General features: G+C 57.1%; 18 protein-coding genes. 10 read left to right on the forward strand and 8 right to left on the reverse strand.

The genetic code is table 11. The annotated features are described in order from the left end of the window. The first annotated feature begins 15 nt into the window (after positions 1-15). The gene (locus tag ACREYP_RS05985; protein WP_336819214.1) at positions 16-2,001 is read left to right on the forward strand and encodes a tRNA(Met) cytidine acetyltransferase TmcA; all 1,986 of its coding nucleotides are present in this window, start codon (positions 16-18) and stop codon (positions 1,999-2,001) included. Between the two features lie 72 nt (positions 2,002-2,073). Continuing rightward, positions 2,074-2,769 carry an esterase gene (gene ypfH, locus ACREYP_RS05990; RefSeq protein ID WP_336819202.1) on the forward strand — a complete coding sequence of 232 codons (696 nt, stop codon included), beginning with the start codon at positions 2,074-2,076 and terminating at the stop codon, positions 2,767-2,769. A 42-nt stretch (positions 2,770-2,811) separates the two neighbouring features. Here the strand turns inward: ypfH and ACREYP_RS05995 are convergent, their stop codons facing one another. The 3 genes from ACREYP_RS05995 to ACREYP_RS06005 are packed head-to-tail and all read right to left on the reverse strand — an operon-like array spanning position 2,812 to position 4,516. Continuing rightward, positions 2,812-3,000, reverse strand: coding sequence for a YpfN family protein (locus tag ACREYP_RS05995; protein ID WP_008460189.1), 189 nt, complete (start codon positions 2,998-3,000; stop codon positions 2,812-2,814). A gap of 27 nt (positions 3,001-3,027) precedes the next feature. Next, entirely contained in the window at positions 3,028-4,155 is a 1,128-nt protein-coding gene (gene dapE, locus ACREYP_RS06000; protein WP_336819203.1) for a succinyl-diaminopimelate desuccinylase, read from the reverse strand. A gap of 4 nt (positions 4,156-4,159) precedes the next feature. After that, positions 4,160-4,516, reverse strand: coding sequence for an ArsC family reductase (locus tag ACREYP_RS06005; protein ID WP_336819204.1), 357 nt, complete (start codon positions 4,514-4,516; stop codon positions 4,160-4,162). Between the two features lie 202 nt (positions 4,517-4,718). Here ACREYP_RS06005 and ypfM point away from each other — a divergent pair, with 202 nt between their 5' ends. Then, the gene (gene ypfM, locus ACREYP_RS06010) at positions 4,719-4,778 is read left to right on the forward strand and encodes a protein YpfM (RefSeq protein ID WP_139827443.1); all 60 of its coding nucleotides are present in this window, start codon (positions 4,719-4,721) and stop codon (positions 4,776-4,778) included. Positions 4,779-4,891: 113 nt separating this feature from the next. Here ypfM and acrD read toward each other — a convergent pair whose 3' ends face one another. The 3 genes from acrD to narQ all read right to left on the reverse strand — a co-directional run bounded on the left by acrD (position 4,892) and on the right by narQ (position 10,525). Next, entirely contained in the window at positions 4,892-8,002 is a 3,111-nt protein-coding gene (acrD, locus tag ACREYP_RS06015; protein WP_008460186.1) for a multidrug efflux RND transporter permease AcrD, read from the reverse strand. A gap of 152 nt (positions 8,003-8,154) precedes the next feature. After that, on the reverse strand, positions 8,155-8,796 hold the full coding sequence (gene narP, locus ACREYP_RS06020) for a nitrate/nitrite response regulator protein NarP (protein ID WP_008460183.1): 642 nt from the start codon (positions 8,794-8,796) through the stop codon (positions 8,155-8,157). 19 nt (positions 8,797-8,815) lie between these two features. Then, positions 8,816-10,525 (reverse strand): nitrate/nitrite sensor histidine kinase, encoded by a 1,710-nt coding sequence (gene narQ, locus ACREYP_RS06025; protein WP_498881189.1) that lies wholly within the window; start codon positions 10,523-10,525, stop codon positions 8,816-8,818. A gap of 351 nt (positions 10,526-10,876) precedes the next feature. On the opposite strand from narQ, the gene napF reads away from it, so the two are divergent. From napF to ACREYP_RS06060, 7 genes are all read left to right on the forward strand, one after another. Continuing rightward, positions 10,877-11,368 carry a ferredoxin-type protein NapF gene (napF, locus tag ACREYP_RS06030; RefSeq protein ID WP_008460180.1) on the forward strand — a complete coding sequence of 164 codons (492 nt, stop codon included), beginning with the start codon at positions 10,877-10,879 and terminating at the stop codon, positions 11,366-11,368. Continuing rightward, entirely contained in the window at positions 11,358-11,621 is a 264-nt protein-coding gene (napD, locus tag ACREYP_RS06035) for a chaperone NapD (protein ID WP_008460179.1), read from the forward strand. Before napF ends, napD begins: the two co-directional genes overlap by 11 nt. Continuing rightward, entirely contained in the window at positions 11,618-14,104 is a 2,487-nt protein-coding gene (gene napA / locus ACREYP_RS06040; protein WP_498881190.1) for a nitrate reductase, read from the forward strand. The genes napD and napA overlap by 4 nt, the downstream gene beginning before the upstream one ends. Positions 14,105-14,190: 86 nt before the next feature. Next, positions 14,191-14,640 (forward strand): nitrate reductase cytochrome c-type subunit, encoded by a 450-nt coding sequence (gene napB / locus ACREYP_RS06045; protein ID WP_336819208.1) that lies wholly within the window; start codon positions 14,191-14,193, stop codon positions 14,638-14,640. A 3-nt stretch (positions 14,641-14,643) separates the two neighbouring features. Then, on the forward strand, positions 14,644-15,246 hold the full coding sequence (gene napC, locus ACREYP_RS06050; protein WP_008460173.1) for a cytochrome c-type protein NapC: 603 nt from the start codon (positions 14,644-14,646) through the stop codon (positions 15,244-15,246). A gap of 745 nt (positions 15,247-15,991) precedes the next feature. Next, positions 15,992-16,567, forward strand: coding sequence for a GDP-mannose pyrophosphatase NudK (gene nudK, locus ACREYP_RS06055; protein ID WP_336819309.1), 576 nt, complete (start codon positions 15,992-15,994; stop codon positions 16,565-16,567). Between the two features lie 143 nt (positions 16,568-16,710). After that, the gene (locus ACREYP_RS06060) at positions 16,711-17,754 is read left to right on the forward strand and encodes a DUF1176 domain-containing protein (RefSeq protein WP_336819308.1); all 1,044 of its coding nucleotides are present in this window, start codon (positions 16,711-16,713) and stop codon (positions 17,752-17,754) included. A gap of 59 nt (positions 17,755-17,813) precedes the next feature. Here ACREYP_RS06060 and tkt read toward each other — a convergent pair whose 3' ends face one another. Both tkt and tal read right to left on the reverse strand, forming a co-directional pair. Beyond that, positions 17,814-19,814: a transketolase gene (tkt, locus tag ACREYP_RS06065; RefSeq protein WP_008459556.1), complete on the reverse strand. Its 2,001-nt coding sequence runs from the start codon at positions 19,812-19,814 to the stop codon at positions 17,814-17,816. Positions 19,815-19,832: 18 nt separating this feature from the next. Then, positions 19,833-20,783 carry a transaldolase gene (tal, locus tag ACREYP_RS06070; RefSeq protein WP_336819307.1) on the reverse strand — a complete coding sequence of 317 codons (951 nt, stop codon included), beginning with the start codon at positions 20,781-20,783 and terminating at the stop codon, positions 19,833-19,835. Positions 20,784-20,900: the final 117 nt, after the last annotated feature.

Raw genomic sequence — 20,900 nt, forward strand, 5'->3', positions numbered from 1 at the left:
CAGGCAACGGCGCATATGCGGCAGACGGGCATCCGCCGGCTGATGGTGCTGGCCGGTGATAGTCAGTGGAGCCGCGAGCAGGTTGCAACGCTGTCGACTTCTTTACCCGGAGACTGGCTGTGGGTTGGCTCTTCCCCTGAGTTGCCTTTGCATTGCGCGCCCTCGGCAGTGCGCAGCATGCTTGGGCGTGAGTTTCAGCATGCCGTTTTTGATGCCAGGCGAGGGCTGGATGCCGCCGCCTTCGCTGCACTTTCCGGGATGCTCAAAGCGGGCAGTTGGTTGCTGCTGTTGACGCCTGAGTGGTCGCGCTGGGCTTCGCTTCCGGATGAAGATTCCGGCCGCTGGAGCGATGCGCCACAGCCGATTCCGACCCCCCATTTTGTTTCCCATCTTCAGCGCTGCATACGGCAAGATTCAGAAGCCGTGCTGTGGCAGCAGCATGAATCATTCACCCTGAATCCTTTTGCTCACCGCCCGGTCTGGCAGCCCGCCAGCGGTGCGCCGGAGCAAGAGCAGGCCGCTATCCTTGATAATTTGTCCGGGATGGCGCGCGGCGTGGCGGTAGTAACGGCGGCCAGAGGCCGGGGGAAATCTGCGCTGGCGGGCATGCTCGTTGACCGGACACCAGGTGCTTGTCTCGTGACAGCGCCCGCGAAGGCTGCCACCGACGTGTTGGCAAGCTATGCGGGCGAATCATTTCAGTTTATGGCCCCGGACGCGCTGGCCGCAGAGCGTGAATTCGCGGCATATGACTGGCTGATTGTGGACGAGGCCGCCGCTATTCCGACCCCGCTGCTACGCCAGCTAATAGAGCGTTTCCCCCGCGTTTTACTGACCACGACGGTGCAGGGGTACGAGGGAACCGGGCGCGGATTTTTACTGAAATTCTGTGCGGCATTTCCGTCCCTCAAGCTTTTCACGCTGAATACGCCGATCCGCTGGGCGCCGAACGATCCGCTGGAGCAGGTGATTGACAAGATCATGCTTTTTGATGAGCCGGATCTGGCGCAATTCCCGCAAGGCAATCCCGTTTTACAGGTTGTTGAGCAGGCAGACTGGCTTAGTAACCCTGAGCAATTAAAGCAGATGTATCGGCTGCTTTCGGGCGCACATTACCGTACCTCGCCGCTCGACTGGCGGCGGATGCTTGATGCGCCCGGCCAGCATTTTATCGCGGCCATTATCAAAGAGCAGTGTGCAGGCGCTTTGTGGCTGGTTGAAGAAGGTGGACTCGATGCAACGCTAAGCCGTTGCGTGTGGGCCGGGTTCCGGCGCCCGAGAGGCAATCTGGTGGCACAATCGCTGGCGGCACATGGCGGAAGCCCATTGGCCGCTACGCTTCGCGGGCTGCGTATCAGCCGCATTGCGGTTCATCCTCTGCGTCAGCGCGAGCATATTGGTGCCAGCATGATTGAACATGCGCGGCAGGCGGTGAATCATCAATGTGATTATCTTTCGGTCAGCTTCGGCTATACCGATGAACTGTGGCGCTTCTGGCAACGCTGTGGTTTTGAGCTGGTGCGAATCGGAAGCCACAAAGAAGCCAGCAGCGGCTGCTACAGCGCTATGGCACTATTGCCTCTGACGCCCGAAGGCAGGTTGCTGGCAGAAAATGAGCGGCGGCGGCTACGGCGAGACTGGCCGTGGCAAAAAGACTGGCTGGAATTGTCTTTGCCTCTTACCGCGGATTGTCCAACAGAACTGTTGGCCGAAGACTGGGAAGAGTTATCCGGTTTTGCCTTTGCCCATCGTCCATTGGAAGCCTGTCTGGGGACATTGAATCGCCTTTTGCTGGCGTCCGTTTTACCGCTGCATGCGCTTCGCGGGCGCCTGCAGCAACATGAAAGCAACGAGACGCTCAGCCAGCGGCTGGGGCTTCCCGGCAAAAAAGCCCTGCTTGCACTGATGCGTGAGGAAGCCCAAAGTGCGTTGGAAAATCTCGATCGGGATCGTACGGCGGAGCTGCACCACGGCATTATGCAATTGCAAAAATTCCACTAACTTGTTCAATGAAACGGCATGGTCATCCCCATGCAGCGGCGTATAGTTGTCTCCATTAACCAGGAGAAAACCATGAAACATGACCATTTTGTTGTCCAAAGCCCCGCAACGCCAGCCAGCCAGCTGGTACTGCTGTTCCACGGCGTAGGCGACACGGCTAAAGCCATGGGCGAAATCGGGAGCTGGTTTGCGCCAGAGTTTCCTGATGCCCTGGTGGTCAGTATTAGCGGGCCGAATCAAAGTGGCGCAGGCCGGGAGTGGTTTTCGGTGGCAGGCGTGACGGAAGAAAACCGTCAGCAGCGCGTGGATGCCGCGATGCCTGAGTTTATTGACGCCGTGCGTGACTGGCAGCGGCAAAGCGGTGTACCGCCCACGGCGACGGCGCTGATTGGCTTCTCTCAGGGGGCCATTATGGCGCTGGAGAGCATTAAGGCTCAGCCGGGTCTTGCGGCTCGGGTCATTGCTTTTAGCGGACGTTATGCAGCGCTGCCGCAGCAGGCCTCCACCAGCACCACAATCCATCTTATCCATGGCGACAACGACAAAGTGATCCACGCGACACACGCGGTGGATGCCGCCGAGAAGTTACTTAGCCTGGGCGGGGACGTGACGCTGGATTTGATTGACGATTTGGGGCATGCGATAGACGACCGCAGCATGAAGGCGGCGCTGGATCACCTGCGCTACACCGTGCCGAAGCACTATTTCGATGAGGCTTTGAGCGGCGGCGCGGCACCGAAAGATGATGATCTGATAGAGCTGCTGTAAATATCCGCCTCACTCCGGAATCGCCCGGAGTGAGGCAGACTGCTATTTCTTCTTAGGCCAGTCGTCCTCGTCATCCCACTTATCGTTAAAGTCACGATGCGGCGGAAGCTCAGGCTTGTCTGCCATGTACTTCTTCGGATCGATTCGGTTCAGGTCTTTAATGACGTTAATAAAGATCCCCAGCAATAACACCAGGACGATAATCCACCAGTAATGCGATAGCCATTCCATGCTGATACCTCTTCAGTTGGCTGCCCGTCAGGCGACAAGCTGTTCCATAATGCGCTGATACATCCGGGCCAGCAGCTGCAGGTCGGCGGCGTTAACGCATTCATTGATTTTATGAATGGTGGCATTCACCGGCCCCAGCTCAACAACCTGAGCACCCATGCGGGCGATAAAGCGCCCGTCAGATGTACCGCCCGTGGTTAACAGCTGCGGTTTAATTTCATTATAGTGCTCAACGGCGTTCACTACCGCATCCACCAGCTTACCGCGTGACGTCAGGAACGGCAGGCCGGAAAGCCACCACTCGACGGTGTAGCGCAGTTCGTACTTATCCAGCAGGGCGATAACACGCTGTTTGATGTCTTCATCGGTTAGCTCGGTGCTGAAGCGGAAGTTAAACTGCACAAACATATCGCCCGGAATAACGTTGTTGCTGCCGGTCCCGGCCTTCACGTTGGCAATCTGCATGCTGGTGGCCGGGAAGAACTCGTTGCCCTTATCCCACTCAATATCCGTCAGCTCTGCCAGCATTGGCGCTGCGCGATGTACCGGGTTATCGGCCAGATGCGGGTAGGCAACGTGGCCCTGGACGCCGTGAATGGTCAGGTTACAGGTCAGGGAGCCGCGACGGCCATTTTTCACCACGTCGCCGACGACTTCGGTACTGGACGGCTCGCCAACCAGGCAGTAGTCCAGACGCTCGCGGCGCGCCATCAGCGCTTCAACAACCTTCACGGTGCCGTTGGTTGCGCTGGCTTCTTCGTCGGAGGTAATCAGGAATGCCAGACGGCCTTTATGATTGGGGTGCTGGGCGACAAAACGTTCAGCCGCTACCACCATCGCCGCCAGCGAACCTTTCATGTCCGCCGCGCCACGACCAAACAGCATTCCGTCGCGAATCGTGGGCTCAAACGGCGGGTTAATCCAACGATCGGCATCCCCTGATGGCACCACGTCGGTGTGCCCGGCAAACGCCAGCGTCTCACCCTGCCCACGCCAGGCCCAGAAGTTCTGGGTGTCGCCAAAATCCATGTGTTCAACGGTAAAACCAATCGCGCGCAGGCGCTCAATCAGCAGCGCCTGGCAACCGGCATCATCGGGGCTCAGGGAAGGACGACGAATAAGCTGTTGCGTCAGCTCAATAACCGGGCAGGACATAGGACTATACCTCGTTGATAAACTGCTGATAATGAGTTTCGTTGAAACCCAGCAGCATAGGCTGACCGGGCGCGCAGAGCAATGGGCGTTTGATGATTGCCGGCATCTCCAGCATCAGCGCCGCCGAGCTTTGTGCGTCATTAATGGATGTGCGATGGGCCTCATCCAGCTTGCGCCAGGTTGTGCCCCGCGTATTTAGCAGCGCTTCCCAACCAAGCTCAGAGATAAAACTGTTCAGCAGCGCGGCATCCAGCCCGTCAGCTCGATAGTCGTGAAACTGGTAATCCACGCCCTGAGATTCTAAAAAGCGGCGCGCCTTTTTGATGGTGTCGCAATTTTTAATGCCGTACATGGTGATCATAGTGGCGGTCGGTTCCGTTTTAGTTTGCCATAGGGCAACCATTCTGCCGCAGGTGAGGGGAATTATCGAGCCGCGATTCAGTGCTAAACCGTTATTCTGCTAACGATATATTTGTGATGGTGCTCAATAGTTGACCGCTCAAAAAAGGTTCAACTGCAGGATATATCCGCGTATACTTGCGCCAACATCAAGAGAGGCGGTTATGATCGAGCACGAATTAGGGCAGTGGAAAGACTTCATCGAAGGTATGTTGCGCAAATAAGCGTTCCGGCATAAAAAGCAACGGCGCGATATTCTGGTACTGAATACTCTGCGAACATCAGCAAAAAGGCGACCTGAAAAGGCCGCCTTTTTTGTGGCTCATTGCCCGAGAGTTTAGTCGTGGTGCTCTTTGAGCGGGAAGCGTCTGCGCACCAGGACAAAGAACAGCGGCACAAAGAAGATGGCCAGCACGGTGGCGGAGATCATCCCGCCCATCACGCCGGTGCCTACCGCATGCTGGCTGCCGGAGCCTGCCCCGGTGCTGGTCGCCATCGGCAGAACCCCGAAAATAAACGCCAGGGACGTCATTAATATCGGGCGCAGTCGCTGGCGGCAGGCCTCAAGCGTGGCGGCAACCAGGTCCTGGCCTTTGGCGTTCAGGTCGTTGGCAAATTCGACGATTAAAATGGCATTTTTCGCCGAAAGGCCGATCACCGTTAGCAGCCCGACCTGGAAGTAAACGTCATTCTCAAGGCCTCGCATCCAGGTGGCGAGCAGGGCGCCAATCACCCCAAGCGGTACCACCAGCATGACGGAGAACGGCACGGACCAGCTCTCGTACAGCGCCGCAAGGCACAGGAATACGACCAGCAATGAAATGGCATACAGGGCAGGTGCCTGCGCGCCGGAGAGGCGTTCCTGGTAGGACATGCCCGTCCACTCGAGACCAAAGCCGTTCGGCAGCTTGCTGACCAGATCTTCCATAATGTCCATGGCGGTACCGGTACTTAACCCAGGTGCCGCTTCCCCGACAATTTCCAGCGCGGAATAGCCGTTGTATCGCTCCAGGCGAGGCGAGCCTGTTTCCCACCGGGAAGTGGCAAAGGCGGAGAACGGCACCATGCCGCCTGTTTTATTACGCACGTACCAGCTATTGATATCGTCCGGCAGCATGCGGTACTTGGCCGCAGCCTGGACATACACTTTCTTCACGCGCCCGCGATCCATAAAGTCATTCACATAGCTTGAGCCCCAGGCCGTTTGCAGGGTGTTGTTGATATCATCGATGGAGACGCCCAGCGCCTGAGCCTTACGCTGGTCGATATCGATTTGCAGCTGCGGGCTGTCGTCCAGGCCGTTGTGGCGCACTCGCGTGAGCTGCGGGTTATTGCCGGCCATTTCCAACAGCTGGTCACGCGCCTGCATGAGCGCATCGTGCCCCGCGCCGGCATGATCCTGCAGCTCCATATCAAAGCCTGCGGCGTTGCCCAAACCGTTAATCGCTGGCGGGCTGCTGGCAATGACGCGCGCTTCTTTGATCTTATTAAAGGCTTTGGTGGCCCGTTCAATGATGGCAAACGAACTGCCGTCGGCGCTACGTTCGTCCCAGTCCTTCAGGCGAATAAACATGCGCGCCACGTTTTGCCCGTTCCCGCCCGGGCCTGCGCCAATGGTGGAGAACACCGACACGACGTTGTCTTTCTCTTTGGTGAGGTAATACTGCTCCACCTGCTGCACCACTTTGGTTGTCTGCTGCTGCGTTGCGCCGCTCGGAAGCTGTACTGACGTGGTGAACACGCCGCGGTCTTCCTGGGGCAGGAATGACGTCGGCAGTTTGAGGAACAGGAACACCATGCCGCCAAGCAGCAGGGCATAAATCAGCATCCAGCGTAGGCTACGGGAGAGGATTCTTGCCACGCCGTTTTCGTAGCGTTCGGCACTGCGGTTAAAGGTGCGGTTAAACCAGCCAAAGAAGCCTTTCTGGCCGTGATGCTCACCTTTATGCAGCGGCTTAAGAATGGTTGCACACAGGGCTGGGGTGAGGATCATCGCCACCAGCACCGAGAGCACCATGGCGGCGACGATAGTGACCGAGAACTGGCGGTAAATCGCCCCGGTTGTGCCGCCAAAGAACGCCATCGGCACGAACACGGCGGAGAGCACCATGGCGATGCCGACCAGCGCTCCCTGGATTTGGCCCATGGATTTGCGTGTCGCCTCCCGAGGGGAGAGGCCTTCCTCGCTCATGATTCGCTCGACGTTTTCTACCACCACGATGGCGTCATCCACCAGCAGGCCGATAGCCAGCACGGTGGCGAACATCGTCAGCGTGTTAATGCTGTAGCCGAAGACATACAGCACGGCAAAGGTGCCGAGCAGCACCACCGGTACGGCAATCGTCGGGATAAGCGTGGCGCGGAAGTTTTGCAGGAACAGGTACATCACCAGGAACACCAGCAGAATCGCTTCCAGCAGCGTTTTCACCACGTCGGTGATTGAGGCTTTAACGAACGGGGAGGTTTCGTAGGCGATTTTAGCTTCCAGACCGTGTGGGAAAAACTGCGAAAGCTCTTCGATTTTGGCGCGGGCCAGCTTGTCGGTTTCCATTTCGTTCGCACCGGAAGCCAGCTTAATGCCAAGCCCGGAAGCGGGCTGCCCGTTGTAGGTGCTCAGGAAGTCATATTTCTCCGCCCCCATCTCAACGTCCGCCACATCCCCCAGCGTGACCAGCGAACCGTCCTGATTCACCCTCAGCGTAATGTCTTTGAACTGCTGCGGTGTTTGCAGGAGCGACTGGGCATTGATGGTGGCGTTCAGCGCCTGTTTGTCCAGCGACGGCGTGCCGCCAAGCTGGCCCACGGCAATTTGCGCATTCTGGGATTTGATGGCGGTGACCACGTCCTGGGTGGTCATCTGGTAGTTGATGAGCTTATTCGGGTCGAGCCAGATACGCATGGAATACTGCGAGCCGTAAGCATCGACGCTGCCGACGCCGTTCACGCGGCTCATCGGGTCCTGTACGTTACTGGCCACGTAGTCAGCGATGTCCTGCTTATCCATGCTGCCGTCGGTGGAAACAAAGGCCACCATCAGAATATTGGTGTCACCGGTCTTGTTCACCGTGACGCCCTGAGTCTGCACGTCCTGCGGCAGCTTTCTTACCGCAGACTGCAGCTGGTTTTGCACCTGCTGTACCGCAGAGTCCGGGTCCGTCCCGGCCTTAAAGCTCAGGGTAATGGTGGCCTGACCGGCGCTGCTGCTTTGGGACGACATGTACATCATGTTGTCCAGGCCGGTCATGCTTTGCTCTATCACCTGCGTGACGGTGTTTTCCAGGGTTTGCGCGGAAGCGCCTGGATAGTTGGCGGTGATCCTTACGTTGGGTGGCGCAAGATCGGGATATTGTTCGACGGGCAGTGAAAAAATAGCCAGTGCCCCGGTCAGGCAAAGTAAAATTGCCAGCACCCAGGCAAAAATGGGGCGAGAAATGAAAAAATTCGCCATGCGGTCAGGACCCCTTAAAAGCTTCTAATTGTTATCAATAACCGCATCACTGTAGCTTTAACCGCTTAGTCAAACGTGGAGAAATCTAGGAGATAGTGTAAATATGCTATGGAATTGGCAGGATTTGTAACCATACCGTTTATTGGGTCGTTTTAACCCCGGCTTTCCAAAAATAATACCGTGGCCGCGACGCGTGACCTTACCTGCAGCTTACGAAGCAGGTTACGGATATGCACTTTTACCGTCTCTTCTGAAATATGCAGCCCGCTGGCAATTTGCTTATTTGACAGCCCACGGGCCACCTCTGACAGCACGTCCAGCTCACGCTCAGTGAGAATAGCAAACGGATCGCTGCTCTGCCGCTCACTCCCACGGTTGGTAATATACTCGCGTACCTGCTCGCTAAATGCTTTTTCACCCGTCAGGCAGCGGTGAATGTCCTGCAATAAAACCTCCGGATCGCTGTCTTTCAGCAGGTAACCATCGGCCCCGGCATCAATCAGCGTAAAGATATCGCTGCGGGCGTCGGACACGGTCAGGATAACCACGCGGGCGCTGATCCCGTCCCGGCGCAGGGCGTTGAGCGTATCGAGGCCGCTCAGGCCCTTCATGTTCAGGTCGAGCAGAATCAAATCCGGCGACAGGCGATTCGCTAAACTGATGGCCTCCGCACCGCTGCTGGCTTCACCGACGACCGTAAATGTGCTGTCCAGCTCAAGCAACTGGCGCACTCCGCGCCGCATCAGCGGGTGATCGTCCACGATTAAAACCTGGTATACCGTTTTCTCAGACATTGCTAACTCCTGAATAAAGCTAATTATTGTTATGGCTCCCGGCGTCAGCCAGAGGCGCAGAGGTAAAGTGGACTTCTACTCGCGTTCCGCCCTCTGGCGGACGGGATATTGTCAGCTGGCCGCCAAGTCGGCCTGCGCGTTCGTGCATGATATTCAGCCCGTAGTGACCTTCCGGCTCTTCAAGGCTGGCAATCCCGTGCCCGTTGTCAAATACCGAAGCGAAATGCTCGCCGCCGCTTTCTGAGCGGCAAACCACCTCAATATGGCTCGCATTGGCGTGTTTAATCGCATTCAGTACCGCCTCCCGGATGATTTGCAGCAGGTGGATTTGCTGCGAAGCGTCCAGAACCTGAGTCGGCATGCTGCATTTCAGGCTAATGTCTGCCTGGGTTTGCTCGCGCAGCGGTTCAAGCAGCTCCTGCAGCGCGGCGGGTAAATCTGCCTGCTGCAGCGTCAGGCGGAAGGTGGTGAGCAGCTCGCGTAGCTGGCGATAGGCGTCGTTTAAGGCCTGGGAAAAATCCCCGACAATTCGCTGTGCGGGCAGGTTTTCCTCGGGCACCGCGCGCTTGAGCAGCGTCAGTTGGATACGAAGATATGAGAGCACCTGGGCCAGAGAGTCATGCAGCTCGCGGGCAATCGTAGCCCGTTCCTCCATTAACAGCAGTTGCTGGTAGTGTTTTTGTGCCTGATTAAAGTACACACCTCGCCCCAGCATGGTGGCCACGCTTTTCATCAGCTGTTGGGAAGGGGCTTTATCCGGTGACTGCCAGCGCAGCGTGCCAAAAGCGCTGTCCTGCTGAACCAGCGGCAGCGTATGCCATTTTTCGTCCGGGACCGGGGAGCCTTCCGTCAGCCGCCAGTTTTCACCCACCTGCATTTCCAGGGCGCTGATCGCCTCATGCTGGTGGATGATTTGCAGGATCTGCATGAAGCAGTCGCGATTGATGGTGCTGACGTTCAGCGCCTGGGAGCAGCTGTACAGCACTTCGAGCATGCGGTTGGCTTCCTGCAGGCGCAGGGTCTTTTGCTCCACCTGCTGCTCTAAGGAACGATAAAGTTTTTGCAGCTCATCTGCCATGCGGATAAAAGCCTGTGCCAGGGCGCCCAGCTCATTGGGCAGAGAGCGGTCAAGGTTCGGGAGGGTAAATTCGCCGCGCTCAATAGCTTTACTCGCTTCCACCATGGTATTGAGCGGCATGACCACCTGCTGGCGGATGCGGCGCAAAGTGAAGAATACCAGGGTAAAAATAGCGATAAAACCGACCACCGAAGCCGCGACAACCTGCATCATTTTTCGCTCGGCATAATGCTGCAGCGCCAGCACAAACAGGTCGATTTGTTCCACGTAGGCGGCAATGTTATAGCGATACCAGTCGATGTCTTCGTTCTGAATATGCTGTTGCATTTGCTGCCAGGCCTGCTGCAGAGCGTTATAGCGGGCTTGCACCTCAGCAGGCACCCAAAACCGGTTAAGCTGCAGCAATGTTGGGGCGTTCAGCGACTGTTGAAACTGCTGTAAATGTGCCGCAATAGCCCTGGGGTTACTCTGAAGATCGTAGCCCAGACGGTAGCTCTGCATACGCAGCGAGCCCGCAATGTTCACCGCTTCTGCGTCTTTCAGGCTGCTGGCGAGCGTCAGCATCGCGATGCCGGTGGAAAGCAATGACAGCAAAACAATCGAAAAGAAAGCGCGGGCAAGGCTGGTGGAGACCGAGCGTTTGACTGTCACGGGGGAATAACCCTTTAAAGTATGCGGTGGAGCGAAACCTACCAGAATCTGCCTGAGACGCAAACGCCTGGCGGTGACTTTTTCGCCCCAGCGCGAAAAATGCAGCCGTATTTAACGCAAGCTTTGCGACAGCATAACGTCTGTCTTACATCTGCTGATTCCTCCCCGTCACGCCGAAACCGTGCACCTCTTTGATCCGACAACGGCATTTACCCCTTTATGGGGATGCTTTTGTAACCCCTCGTCACATACCTTAAGTGCCGTAAAAACCGCAGAGAATACGCGGATAAAAAGAATGACGTTTCTACCCGGTGTCGACCTGGCCGGGTATTTTGAGCAAGGATCTGCCCAATGGCTAAACTGACCCGTCGCGGCCTGCTGACCGGGGGCTGGCACAGTTCTACTCCCGCTGTTCGCCCTCCATGGAGCGGCGATGAAAACCATTTTCTTCTGGACTGCACGCGCTGCGATAGCTGCGTGACCGCCTGTCAGAGCCGGGTGCTTCGCCGTGGCCAGGGCGGCTACCCCGAAATCGACTTTAGCCGGGGCGAGTGCACTTTCTGCTACGCGTGCGCGGACGCCTGCCCTCAGCGGCTTTTTGCCCCGCAATCAGCGCAACCCTGGGCACTGACTTTACAGCTCGCCGAAACCTGTCTGGCCTGGCATCAGGTGGAATGTCGCAGCTGCGAAGATGCCTGTGAACCGCAGGCCATCCGGTTCATCCCCACTCTGCAGGACGTTTCCCGTCCACAGATTTCTTTGTCTGCCTGTCACGGCTGCGGCGCTTGTGTTGCCGGGTGCCCAACGTCAGCCATCACCCTGAGGCCACAAAATGCACACTGACTGGCACGTATGCGGCCTGGTGGTTCAGGCCAGACCTGAACATGTTGCTGCCGTACGCAGCGCGATCAACTCGCTGCCCGGCAGCGAGGTTGCGGTTGACGATATCGACAGCGGCAAACTTGCGGTGGTTATTGAAGCCGCCGAAAGCAACATGCTGCTGGAACAAATTGAGCGGGCACGCAATATCTCCGGCGTGCTGGCGGTGTCGCTGGTTTATCACCAGCAGAATGAACAAGGTGAGGAAGCACCATGAAACTCAGTCGTCGTAGCTTTATGAAAGCGAATGCCGTTGCCGCAGCTGCCGCGGCGGCGGGCCTCAGCGCACCGGGCGTGGCTCGTGCGGTGGTCGGCAAACCCGATGCCATTAAATGGGACAAAGCGCCGTGCCGCTTCTGCGGTACCGGCTGCGGCGTGCTGGTGGGGACCCAAAATGGCCGCGTCGTCGCAAGCCAGGGCGACCCGGAAGCGCCGGTCAACCGAGGGCTGAATTGCATTAAGGGCTACTTCCTGCCAAAGATCATGTACGGAAAAGATCGTCTCACCCAGCCGCTGCTGCGCATGAAAGACGGGCAGTACCACAAAGAGGGCGAGTTCCAGCCGGTAAGCTGGGAAAAAGCCTTCGACGTGATGGAAGATAAATTCAAGAACGCCCTGAAAGAGAAAGGCCCGGACGGTATCGGCATGTTTGGCTCCGGCCAGTGGACGGTGTGGGAAGGCTACGCCGCCGCGAAGCTGTTCAAGGCAGGCTTCCGTTCGAACAACATCGATCCGAACGCGCGTCACTGCATGGCGTCTGCCGTCGTGGGCTTTATGCGCACCTTCGGCATGGATGAGCCGATGGGCTGCTATGACGATATTGAGCAGGCGGACGCCTTTGTGCTTTGGGGCTCCAACATGGCGGAGATGCATCCGGTGCTCTGGTCACGCATCGCTAACCGCCGCCTGTCCGATGAAAACGTCAAGGTTGCCGTGCTTTCGACCTTCCAGCACCGCAGCTTCGAGCTGGCGGACAACGGTATGGTCTTCACGCCGCAAAGCGATCTGGCGATCCTGAACTACATCGCCAACTACATCATTCAGAACAACGCGGTGAACGAGTCGTTCTTTAAGCAGCACGTTAACCTGCGCCGTGGCGTGACGGATATTGGCTATGGGCTGCGCCCGACGCACCCGCTGGAAAAGGCCGCGAAGAATCCGGGATCTGACGCTTCCGAGCCGATGAGCTTCGACGAATACAAAACGTTTGTCGCCGAGTACACGCTGGAGAAAACCGCTGCAATGAGCGGGGTGCCGAAAGACCAGCTTGAAGCGCTCGCGAAGCTCTACGCTGACCCGAATAAAAAAGTGATTTCCTACTGGACGATGGGCTTTAACCAGCACGTGCGCGGCGTCTGGGCGAATAACCTGGTTTACAACCTGCATCTTCTGACCGGGAAAATCTCTCAGCCAGGCTGCGGGCCATTCTCGCTGACGGGGCAGCCGTCCGCCTGCGGCACCGCGCGTGAAGTGGGCACTTTTGCACACCGCTTACCGGCAGACATGGTCGTCACCAACGAAAAGCACCGGGAGATCGTCGAAAAAACCTGGCAGCTGCCCGCCGGCACTATCCCAGCCAAAGTAGGTTTGCACGCAGTGGCGCAGGACAGGGCGCTGAAAGATGGCAAGCTCAACGTGTACTGGGTGATGTGCAACAACAACATGCAGGCCGGGCCGAATATCACCGAAGAGCGTATGCCGGGCTGGCGCGATCCGCGTAATTTCATCATCGTCTCCGATCCTTATCCGACCATCAGCGCGTTAACGGCGGACCTGATCCTGCCGACGGCAATGTGGGTTGAGAAAGAGGGCGCCTACGGTAACGCCGAGCGCCGTACGCAGTTCTGGCGTCAGCAGGTGAGCGCGCCGGGCGAGGCGAAGTCCGATCTCTGGCAACTTGTGACCTTCGCGAAACGCTTCAAGGTCGAGGATGTCTGGCCTGCTGAGCTTCTCGAGAAAAAACCAGAATACCGGGGCAAAACCCTGTTCGACGTGCTGTTTGCCAGCGATGTGGTCCGCAAGTTCCCGGTGACCGAACTGGCAGCAGAGCAGCTAAACGACGAATCCCGCGAGCTGGGCTTCTACCTGCAAAAAGGCCTGTTTGAGGAATACGCCAGCTTTGGCCGCGGGCACGGGCACGATCTGGCCCCGTTTGACGAGTATCACAAAGCCCGGGGCTTACGCTGGCCGGTGGTCGACGGGAAAGAAACCCAGTGGCGCTACAGCGAGGGCCACGACCCGTACGTTAAGGCCGGGGAAGGCTTCAAGTTCTACGGTAAACCGGACGGGAAAGCGGTGATCTTCGCGCTGCCGTTCGAGCCGGCGGCAGAAGCCCCGGACCAGGAGTACGACCTGTGGCTATCTACCGGGCGTGTGCTCGAGCACTGGCATACCGGCAGCATGACGCGCCGCGTGCCGGAGCTGCATCGTGCCTTCCCCGAGGCCGTCACGTTTGTGCATCCGCTGGATGCCCAGGCGCGCGGTCTGCGCCGTGGCGACAAAGTGAAGGTGATTTCTCGCCGTGGTGAAGTGGTTTCCATCGTCGAAACCCGTGGTCGCAATAAGCCGCCCCGAGGCCTGGTCTACATGCCGTTCTTCGACGCCGCGCAGCTTGTGAATAACCTGACGCTCGACGCCACCGACCCGCTCTCCAAAGAGGCGGATTTCAAGAAGTGCGCCGTAAAGCTGGCGAAGGTGTAACGCGCAATGCCCTTCGGTCGCGGCATCGCTAAGTGTCCGGAGGGTGTTTTCAGAATAACAATTCGATGGAGCCTGGGAGCTAAATCATGAATAACCAAGGCCTGATGAAGGCGTTGTTTCAATGGGGAGCGGCATTCACTCTGGTTGTCAGCGGTGCGCTTTGGGCGGCAACTGGCGTGGATCTTAAGCAATCGCCTGAAGTGTCCGGCACCCCGGAAGGGGCTGTGCTGATGCCAAAGCAGCAGCAGCGGATGGCGCTGAACTACGTTAACCAGCCGCCGATGATCCCGCACAGCGTGGACGGCTACCAGGTCACGACGACCAGTAACCGCTGCCTGCAGTGCCACGGAGTTGAAAGCTACCGCACCACGGGGGCTCCGCGCATCAGCCCAACGCACTTTATGGATAGCGACGGCAAGGTGCTTTCGAACGTGGCGCCTCGCCGCTATTTCTGCCTGCAATGCCACGTGCCCCAGGCGGATGTTGCCCCGATTGTTGAAAATACCTTCGAGCCATCCAAAGGGTTTGGGAAATAAGTTATGGATAAATCAACTCGTCAACCCGGCATCATTAAACGCGTGTGGCAGTGGTGGCGCAGGCCGAGCCGGTTAGCGCTAGGCACGTTGCTGCTGATTGGCTTTGCTGCCGGGATAATTTTTTGGGGCGGTTTCAACACCGGGATGGAAATGTCCAACCGCGAAGAGTTCTGCATCGGCTGCCATGAAATGCGCAATAACGTGTATGAGGAATACATGGGCACGGTGCATTACAACAACCGCAGTGGCGTGCGTGCGACTTGCCCGGATTGCCATGTGCCGCACGAATGGGTGCCGAAAATGATCCGTAAAATTCAGGCCAGCAAGGAGCTGTACGCCAAGGCCTTTGGGCTGATAGACACGCCGCAGAAGTTTGACGATCACCGCCTGGCGATGGCGCAAAACGAGTGGCGGCGGATGAAAAACAATAACTCCCAGGAGTGTCGAAACTGCCATAACTTCGACTATATGGATTTCACCGCGCAGAAAACCGTGGCGGCCAAAATGCACGATGAGGCGATCAAAGACGGAAAAACCTGTATTGATTGCCATAAAGGCATAGCGCATAAGCTGCCGGATATGCGAGAGGTTGAGGCGGGGTTTTGATTAATATTCTGGATTTCTTATTTCTGTAAGCCAGGCATATTTCCGTTCACCCGTAGATCGATTCCCCATGTACGCTCAGAGCACGGTGAACGTGTCAGGTGGCATTACGCCATGCCCCCTGACAACCCCCGGCGCCCGGCGAGCTCATCGCCGCTGAAGCGGTAAACCCACCGGCTATCACCCAAACATTCGGGGTCGTTCGCGATTCGTTCCCGACGATCGCTCTCTTTCGCTGTTCCCGACAGCTCAACCCCGCCTGAGTTGGGTCATAGCCGGGGGCGATGAGAGCCGGGAACAAGGGCGTGGCTTTGAGACCTGAAGCAACGTTAACGTTCCGTGTGGCTGCGGGTATAAAGCGAGGCACGGTTCCGGCTTAAATCGCCTTCGTTTTCTCTCCGACTGGCCAGGGTCCGGCCGTCGGGAACGGCCGGAGGCTGAGAGCGTCGGGAACGCATCTCAGCCGACCCAGGACTGGGAGATAAAACGGAGGTCTGCCGCTTCAGCGGTCGATTTATTTGGCCGGGAGTCCGGGTTCTTAGGTGAGTGACGGTGACTCCCCTAAGACGTTCACCGGTGCGGGGGCTATATATAAAAAAGGGCTGGAAGTGAACGGAACTACTATCTGGTAAACATAAATAAAATCACCCCCAAAAAAACACACCCAACAAACAAACCTAACGCCACGCGACAACGCTCACAGAACGGCATATGATTGTCGGCTCCCTTACCGCCTTGTGGAGACCGTATGTCGTTACGTATCGAAGTCATCAAAGATAAAGTCCTGTCTGATAACTACTTCATCCTGCGCAATATTACCTATGACCTGTCTCGTAACGGGGCCGAAAGCGTGCGTCATAAGCGCGAAGTTTATGACCGGGGCAACGGGGCGACCATTCTGCTTTATAACCGCGAAAAGAAAAGTGTGGTGCTAACACGCCAGTTCCGCGTCGCGACCTGGGTTAACGGGAATGAAGACGGCATGCTGATAGAAGCCTGTGCCGGGCTGCTGGATGCCGACGAGCCAGAAGTCTGCGCCCGCAAAGAGGCGATGGAAGAAACGGGCTTTCAGGTAGGAGAGGTTGAGAAAGTCTTTGAGTTGTATATGTCTCCCGGCGGCGTGACCGAAATCGTCTATTTCTATCTGGCAGAATACAGTGATTCTCAGCGAGAAGGCGCCGGCGGCGGCGTGGAAGATGAAGATATCGACGTGCTGGAAATCCCGTTTAGCCAGGCAATGGCGATGGTGAAGAATGGGGAAATTCGCGACGGGAAGACAGTGATACTGCTTCAACAGCTACAGTTGCGCAATATTATGAGGTAAAACTCCATAAAATCATGTTATTGCGATTTTTAATATTGATATAAAGCTATCCGACAAATCCGATTGAGCAGGCTGTCTCGTGGGCCGAAGATAGGTCGCACCATCGTACGTTTTTCACGCTTCGCTTTTTAGGGCTGCCTTCAATGTTCTATCGGACATCCTCCTTGCTTATGCTTGCATTGCTGGTAGCCAATGCTGCATTTGCCGCGCCAGCGCAAAAGCAGTTTTCCGACTGGCAGGTGACCTGCAATAACCAGAACTTTTGCAGCACCCGTAATACCGGACTGCATCAGGGGTTGGTGATGACGATTACCCGGGGTGCCGGGGCTCGCACTGACGCCAGTTTGCGCATCGACCTGGGGAATATGGAGAGTGCGGACGTTAAAGTCTCGCCTGTAGCACCGAGGCTGCGGTTTGACGACGCGCCGCTTGCTATCCAGCCCAGCGAGTGGAAAGTGTCGCCTCATCATTTGATGACCAATAATCCGGAGGCGATTAACGGTCTGCTAGACGCTGTTATGAACGGCGATAAAATTACCCTTACCGACGGCAGGGGCATCATTTCACTCAGCGGGCTCAAAGCGGCGCTGCTCTTTATCGACAGCCAGCAAAAGCGTATCGGCAGCGAAACCGCATGGATTAAAAAAGGCGACGGACCTCCGCTCAGCGTGCCTCCGGCTCCACCGCTCAAAGAAGTGGCTGCAGCTACGGCACCAACAACGCCACTTTCACACGATGAACTGAACGACCTGTTGGATTACGGCACATGGCGGATGAATAACAGCCAGTGTTCGCTCGATCCGCAGCGCCGGGAAGTGCGCGTTTTCCCTCTGACTGACGATAAAGCCTTGATGCTTACCAGCTGTGAAGCAGGCGCCTATAACGTGGTTTATCTGGCCTGGGTCATCTCCCGGCAAAAGCCGTTTGTCGCCAGGACGATTCACCTGCGATTACCCTTTATACCGGACGGCGGCAGCGCTGAGCTGGAACTAATGAACGCGGGATTTGATGAGCACGATAAAGTGTTAACCACCCTGGCGAAAGGGCGTGGGCCTGGCGACTGCGGCGTGGCCACGCGCTGGCGCTATGACGGACAGCGCTTCCGGCTTGTGCGTTATGCCGCTGAATCTGCCTGTGATAGCTGGCATAAAGCGGGCGGCTGGCCGACGCTGTGGGTCACCAAATAGGGTGGATTCATGGAATAAGAAGAACCCTCTCCCCATGAGGAGAGGGCTGGCAGTGTAGGCTATTTCTTGCCGAGTGATTTTTTCGCTACGGCTACGATGTTTTCTACCGTAAAGCCAAAGAATGGGAACAGCTTCCCGGCAGGGGCGGATTCGCCGAAGGTTGTCATACCCACAATCCCGCCTTTGAGACCGACGTATTTGTACCAGTAGTCGGCTATACCGGCCTCTACCGCCACTCGAGCCCGTACGGCATAAGGCAGGACGGACTCCTGATACGCCTCATCCTGAGCATCAAACACGTCGGTGGACGGCATAGACACGACGCGAACCTTATGCCCTTCTTTGCTCAATGCTGCCGCGGCCTCGACGGTGATTTCAATCTCAGAGCCCGTGGCAATCAGGATGAGGTCTGGTTTGCCGTCGCTGTCCTTCAGAATATAACCCCCTCGGCCGATCGCTTTCAGTTGCTCGGGCGTACGGTCCATCTGGGCCAGATTCTGGCGAGACAGGATCAGCGCAGTTGGGCCGGTCTGGCGCTCAAGTGCGGATTTCCAGGCCACGGCGGCCTCAACCTGATCGCAAGGCCGCCAGGTGCTGAAGTTGGGCGTCAGGCGCAGGCTGGCTAACTGCTCGACGGCCTGGTGTGTCGGGCCATCTTCCCCAAGGCCGATGGAATCATGGGTATAAACCATGATCTGCCGCGCTTTCATCAGCGCCGCCATACGTGCCGCGTTACGGGCGTACTCCACAAACATCAGGAAAGTGGCGGTGTAAGGGATAAAGCCGCCGTGCAGGGCGATGCCGTTGGCAATGGCGGTCATACCGAATTCGCGTACGCCGTAGTGGATATAATTCCCGGCGGTGTCCTCTTTAATCGATCTCGAGCCTTTCCAGATGGTCAGGTTACTCGGGGCCAGGTCGGCGGAGCCGCCAAGCAGTTCCGGCAGCGACGGACCAAAGGCGTTAAGGGTATTCTGCGAAGCTTTGCGGGTGGCGATTTTGTCCGGGTTCGCCTGCAGTTGTTCAATGTAGCTTTGGGCTGTTTTCTGCCAGTTATCCGGCAGTTTACCTTCGGTACGGCGTTTAAATTCGGCGCTCAGGGTAGGGTGAGCTTTTGCGTAAGCGGCAAACTTCTCTTTCCAGGCGGCCTCCGCTTTTTCGCCTGCCTCTTTGGCGTCCCAGGCGTGATAGACCTCTTTTGGGATCTCAAACGGCGGGTATTTCCAGCCGAGCTGCTTGCGCGCCAGGGCGACTTCTTCTTCACCCAGCGGTGCGCCGTGAGCCTCTTCTTTGCCCGCTTTGTTTGGCGAACCAAAACCGATCACGGTGCGGCAGATAATGAGGGACGGTTTGTCCTTCACGCTCTGGGCTTCTTTGATGGCTTTTTTCAGCGCAGCCGGGTCGTGACCGTCAATCTCATGGATCACGTGCCAGTGATAGGCCTCGAAGCGTTTGGCCGTGTCGTCGGTAAACCAGCCATCGGTTTCCCCGTCGATGGAAATCCCGTTATGGTCATAGAAGCCGATCAGCTTGCCTAAACCCAGCGTTCCGGCAAGGGAAGATACCTCATGGGAAATGCCCTCCATCAGGCAGCCGTCGCCCATGAACACATAGGTGTAGTGGTCAACGATGTCATGGCCCGGCTGGTTAAACTGCGCGGCCAGCGTGCGCTCGGCAATCGCCATCCCCACGGCGTTGGCTAACCCCTGGCCCAGCGGGCCGGTGGTGGTTTCCACGCCGGGGGTATAGCCCACTTCCGGGTGACCTGGCGTTTTGGAGTGAAGCTGGCGGAAGTTTTTCAACTCGTCCAGCGGCAGGTCATAGCCGCTCAGGTGCAGCAGGCTGTAAAGCAGCATCGACGCATGGCCGTTCGACAGCACGAAGCGGTCGCGGTTGGCCCAGTGCGGGTTAGACGGGTTATGGCTGAGGAAATCATTCCACAGCACCTCGGCGATATCGGCCATGCCCATGGGCGCTCCGGGGTGGCCGGAATTGGCTTTCTGGACCGCATCCATACTGAGGGCGCGAATGGCGTTGGCAAGCTCTTTACGTGATGACATGTTTCACTCCAGGTCTTGTTAAAGTTTGGCGGCGAGCAGGTCTTCCAGTTTGCGTTGATCTATGGCGAACAGGCGGATCCCTTCGGACAGTTTTTCCACGGCCATAGCATCCTGGCTATGTTCCCAACGGAATTCCGCTTCGCTCATGGGGGCCGGACGGCGGAAGCCCTGTGAGAATGGGATCAGTTTACGGATAACTTCTTCTTCACTGTCCTGCAGCTGCTGCAGCAGGTTAGGGGCGATGGTCAGCCGGTCGCAGCCCGCCAGGGCGAGGATTTGTTCCTTACGACGGAAGCTGGCGCCCATGACGATGGTTTCATAGTTATGTTGCTTGAAGTAGTCGTAGATATTGCGCACGGATTTCACGCCCGGATCTTCTTCAACGATATACGGATCCATCGGTTTACGCGCCTGATACCAGTCGTAAATACGGCCCACGAACGGGGAAATCAGGAAAACGCCCGCTTCCGCACAGGCACGCGCCTGAGCAAAAGAGAACAGCAGTGTCAGGTTGCAGTTGATGCCTTCTTTTTGCAGCTCTTCCGCCGCGCGGATGCCTTCCCAGGTTGACGCCAGCTTGATGAGAATGCGGGATTTATCGATCCCCTGTTCGGCGTACAGATCCACCAGGCGACGAGCCTTGCTGATGCTCTTTTCTTTGTCGTAGGAGAGGCGGGCATCCACTTCGGTAGACACGCGACCTGGAATGCTTTTCAGAATTTCCGCACCGACATTGACCGCCAGTTTGTCACTGGCTTCGGCCACAATGTGTTCCCTGCTGCCGCCGCGCTGTTTGCCGTAGGCCAGCGCGTCATCAATCAGCGGCTGATATTGCTCAAGCCCCGCGGCTTTTAACAACAATGAAGGGTTGGTGGTGGCGTCTTCAGGCTGGTAGTGGCGAATAGAGTCGATATCACCGCTGTCTGCAACCACGGTGGTGTACTGTTTAATGCTGTCTAACTGATTCATTACTATCTCCTTGAAAAAGCAACGTCTTACCTGAGCGTTCCGTGTCGCTCGCCGTGAAAACTTACGCTTTGCATAACCCAAAAGCATAGCAGATGGGGGCGATGACGGGGCAGCCGC

The sequence above is a fragment of the Enterobacter sp. TMH.L2 genome, from assembly GCF_050847315.1.
Lineage (GTDB): Bacteria > Pseudomonadota > Gammaproteobacteria > Enterobacterales > Enterobacteriaceae > Cedecea.

What these genes read in the sequence shown, in the direction of transcription:
- ACREYP_RS05985 (WP_336819214.1), top strand. Translation starts at nt 16, where the DNA reads ATGCGGCAGACGGGCATCCGCCGGCTGATGGTGCTGGCCGGTGATAGT.
- ypfH (WP_336819202.1), top strand. Translation starts at nt 2,074, where the DNA reads ATGAAACATGACCATTTTGTTGTCCAAAGCCCCGCAACGCCAGCCAGC.
- ACREYP_RS05995 (WP_008460189.1), bottom strand. Translation starts at nt 3,000, where the DNA reads ATGGAATGGCTATCGCATTACTGGTGGATTATCGTCCTGGTGTTATTG.
- dapE (WP_336819203.1), bottom strand. Translation starts at nt 4,155, where the DNA reads ATGTCCTGCCCGGTTATTGAGCTGACGCAACAGCTTATTCGTCGTCCT.
- ACREYP_RS06005 (WP_336819204.1), bottom strand. Translation starts at nt 4,516, where the DNA reads ATGATCACCATGTACGGCATTAAAAATTGCGACACCATCAAAAAGGCG.
- acrD (WP_008460186.1), bottom strand. Translation starts at nt 8,002, where the DNA reads ATGGCGAATTTTTTCATTTCTCGCCCCATTTTTGCCTGGGTGCTGGCA.
- narP (WP_008460183.1), bottom strand. Translation starts at nt 8,796, where the DNA reads ATGTCTGAGAAAACGGTATACCAGGTTTTAATCGTGGACGATCACCCG.
- napF (WP_008460180.1), top strand. Translation starts at nt 10,877, where the DNA reads ATGGCTAAACTGACCCGTCGCGGCCTGCTGACCGGGGGCTGGCACAGT.
- napD (WP_008460179.1), top strand. Translation starts at nt 11,358, where the DNA reads ATGCACACTGACTGGCACGTATGCGGCCTGGTGGTTCAGGCCAGACCT.
- napA (WP_498881190.1), top strand. Translation starts at nt 11,618, where the DNA reads ATGAAACTCAGTCGTCGTAGCTTTATGAAAGCGAATGCCGTTGCCGCA.
- napB (WP_336819208.1), top strand. Translation starts at nt 14,191, where the DNA reads ATGAATAACCAAGGCCTGATGAAGGCGTTGTTTCAATGGGGAGCGGCA.
- napC (WP_008460173.1), top strand. Translation starts at nt 14,644, where the DNA reads ATGGATAAATCAACTCGTCAACCCGGCATCATTAAACGCGTGTGGCAG.
- nudK (WP_336819309.1), top strand. Translation starts at nt 15,992, where the DNA reads ATGTCGTTACGTATCGAAGTCATCAAAGATAAAGTCCTGTCTGATAAC.
- ACREYP_RS06060 (WP_336819308.1), top strand. Translation starts at nt 16,711, where the DNA reads ATGTTCTATCGGACATCCTCCTTGCTTATGCTTGCATTGCTGGTAGCC.
- tkt (WP_008459556.1), bottom strand. Translation starts at nt 19,814, where the DNA reads ATGTCATCACGTAAAGAGCTTGCCAACGCCATTCGCGCCCTCAGTATG.
- tal (WP_336819307.1), bottom strand. Translation starts at nt 20,783, where the DNA reads ATGAATCAGTTAGACAGCATTAAACAGTACACCACCGTGGTTGCAGAC.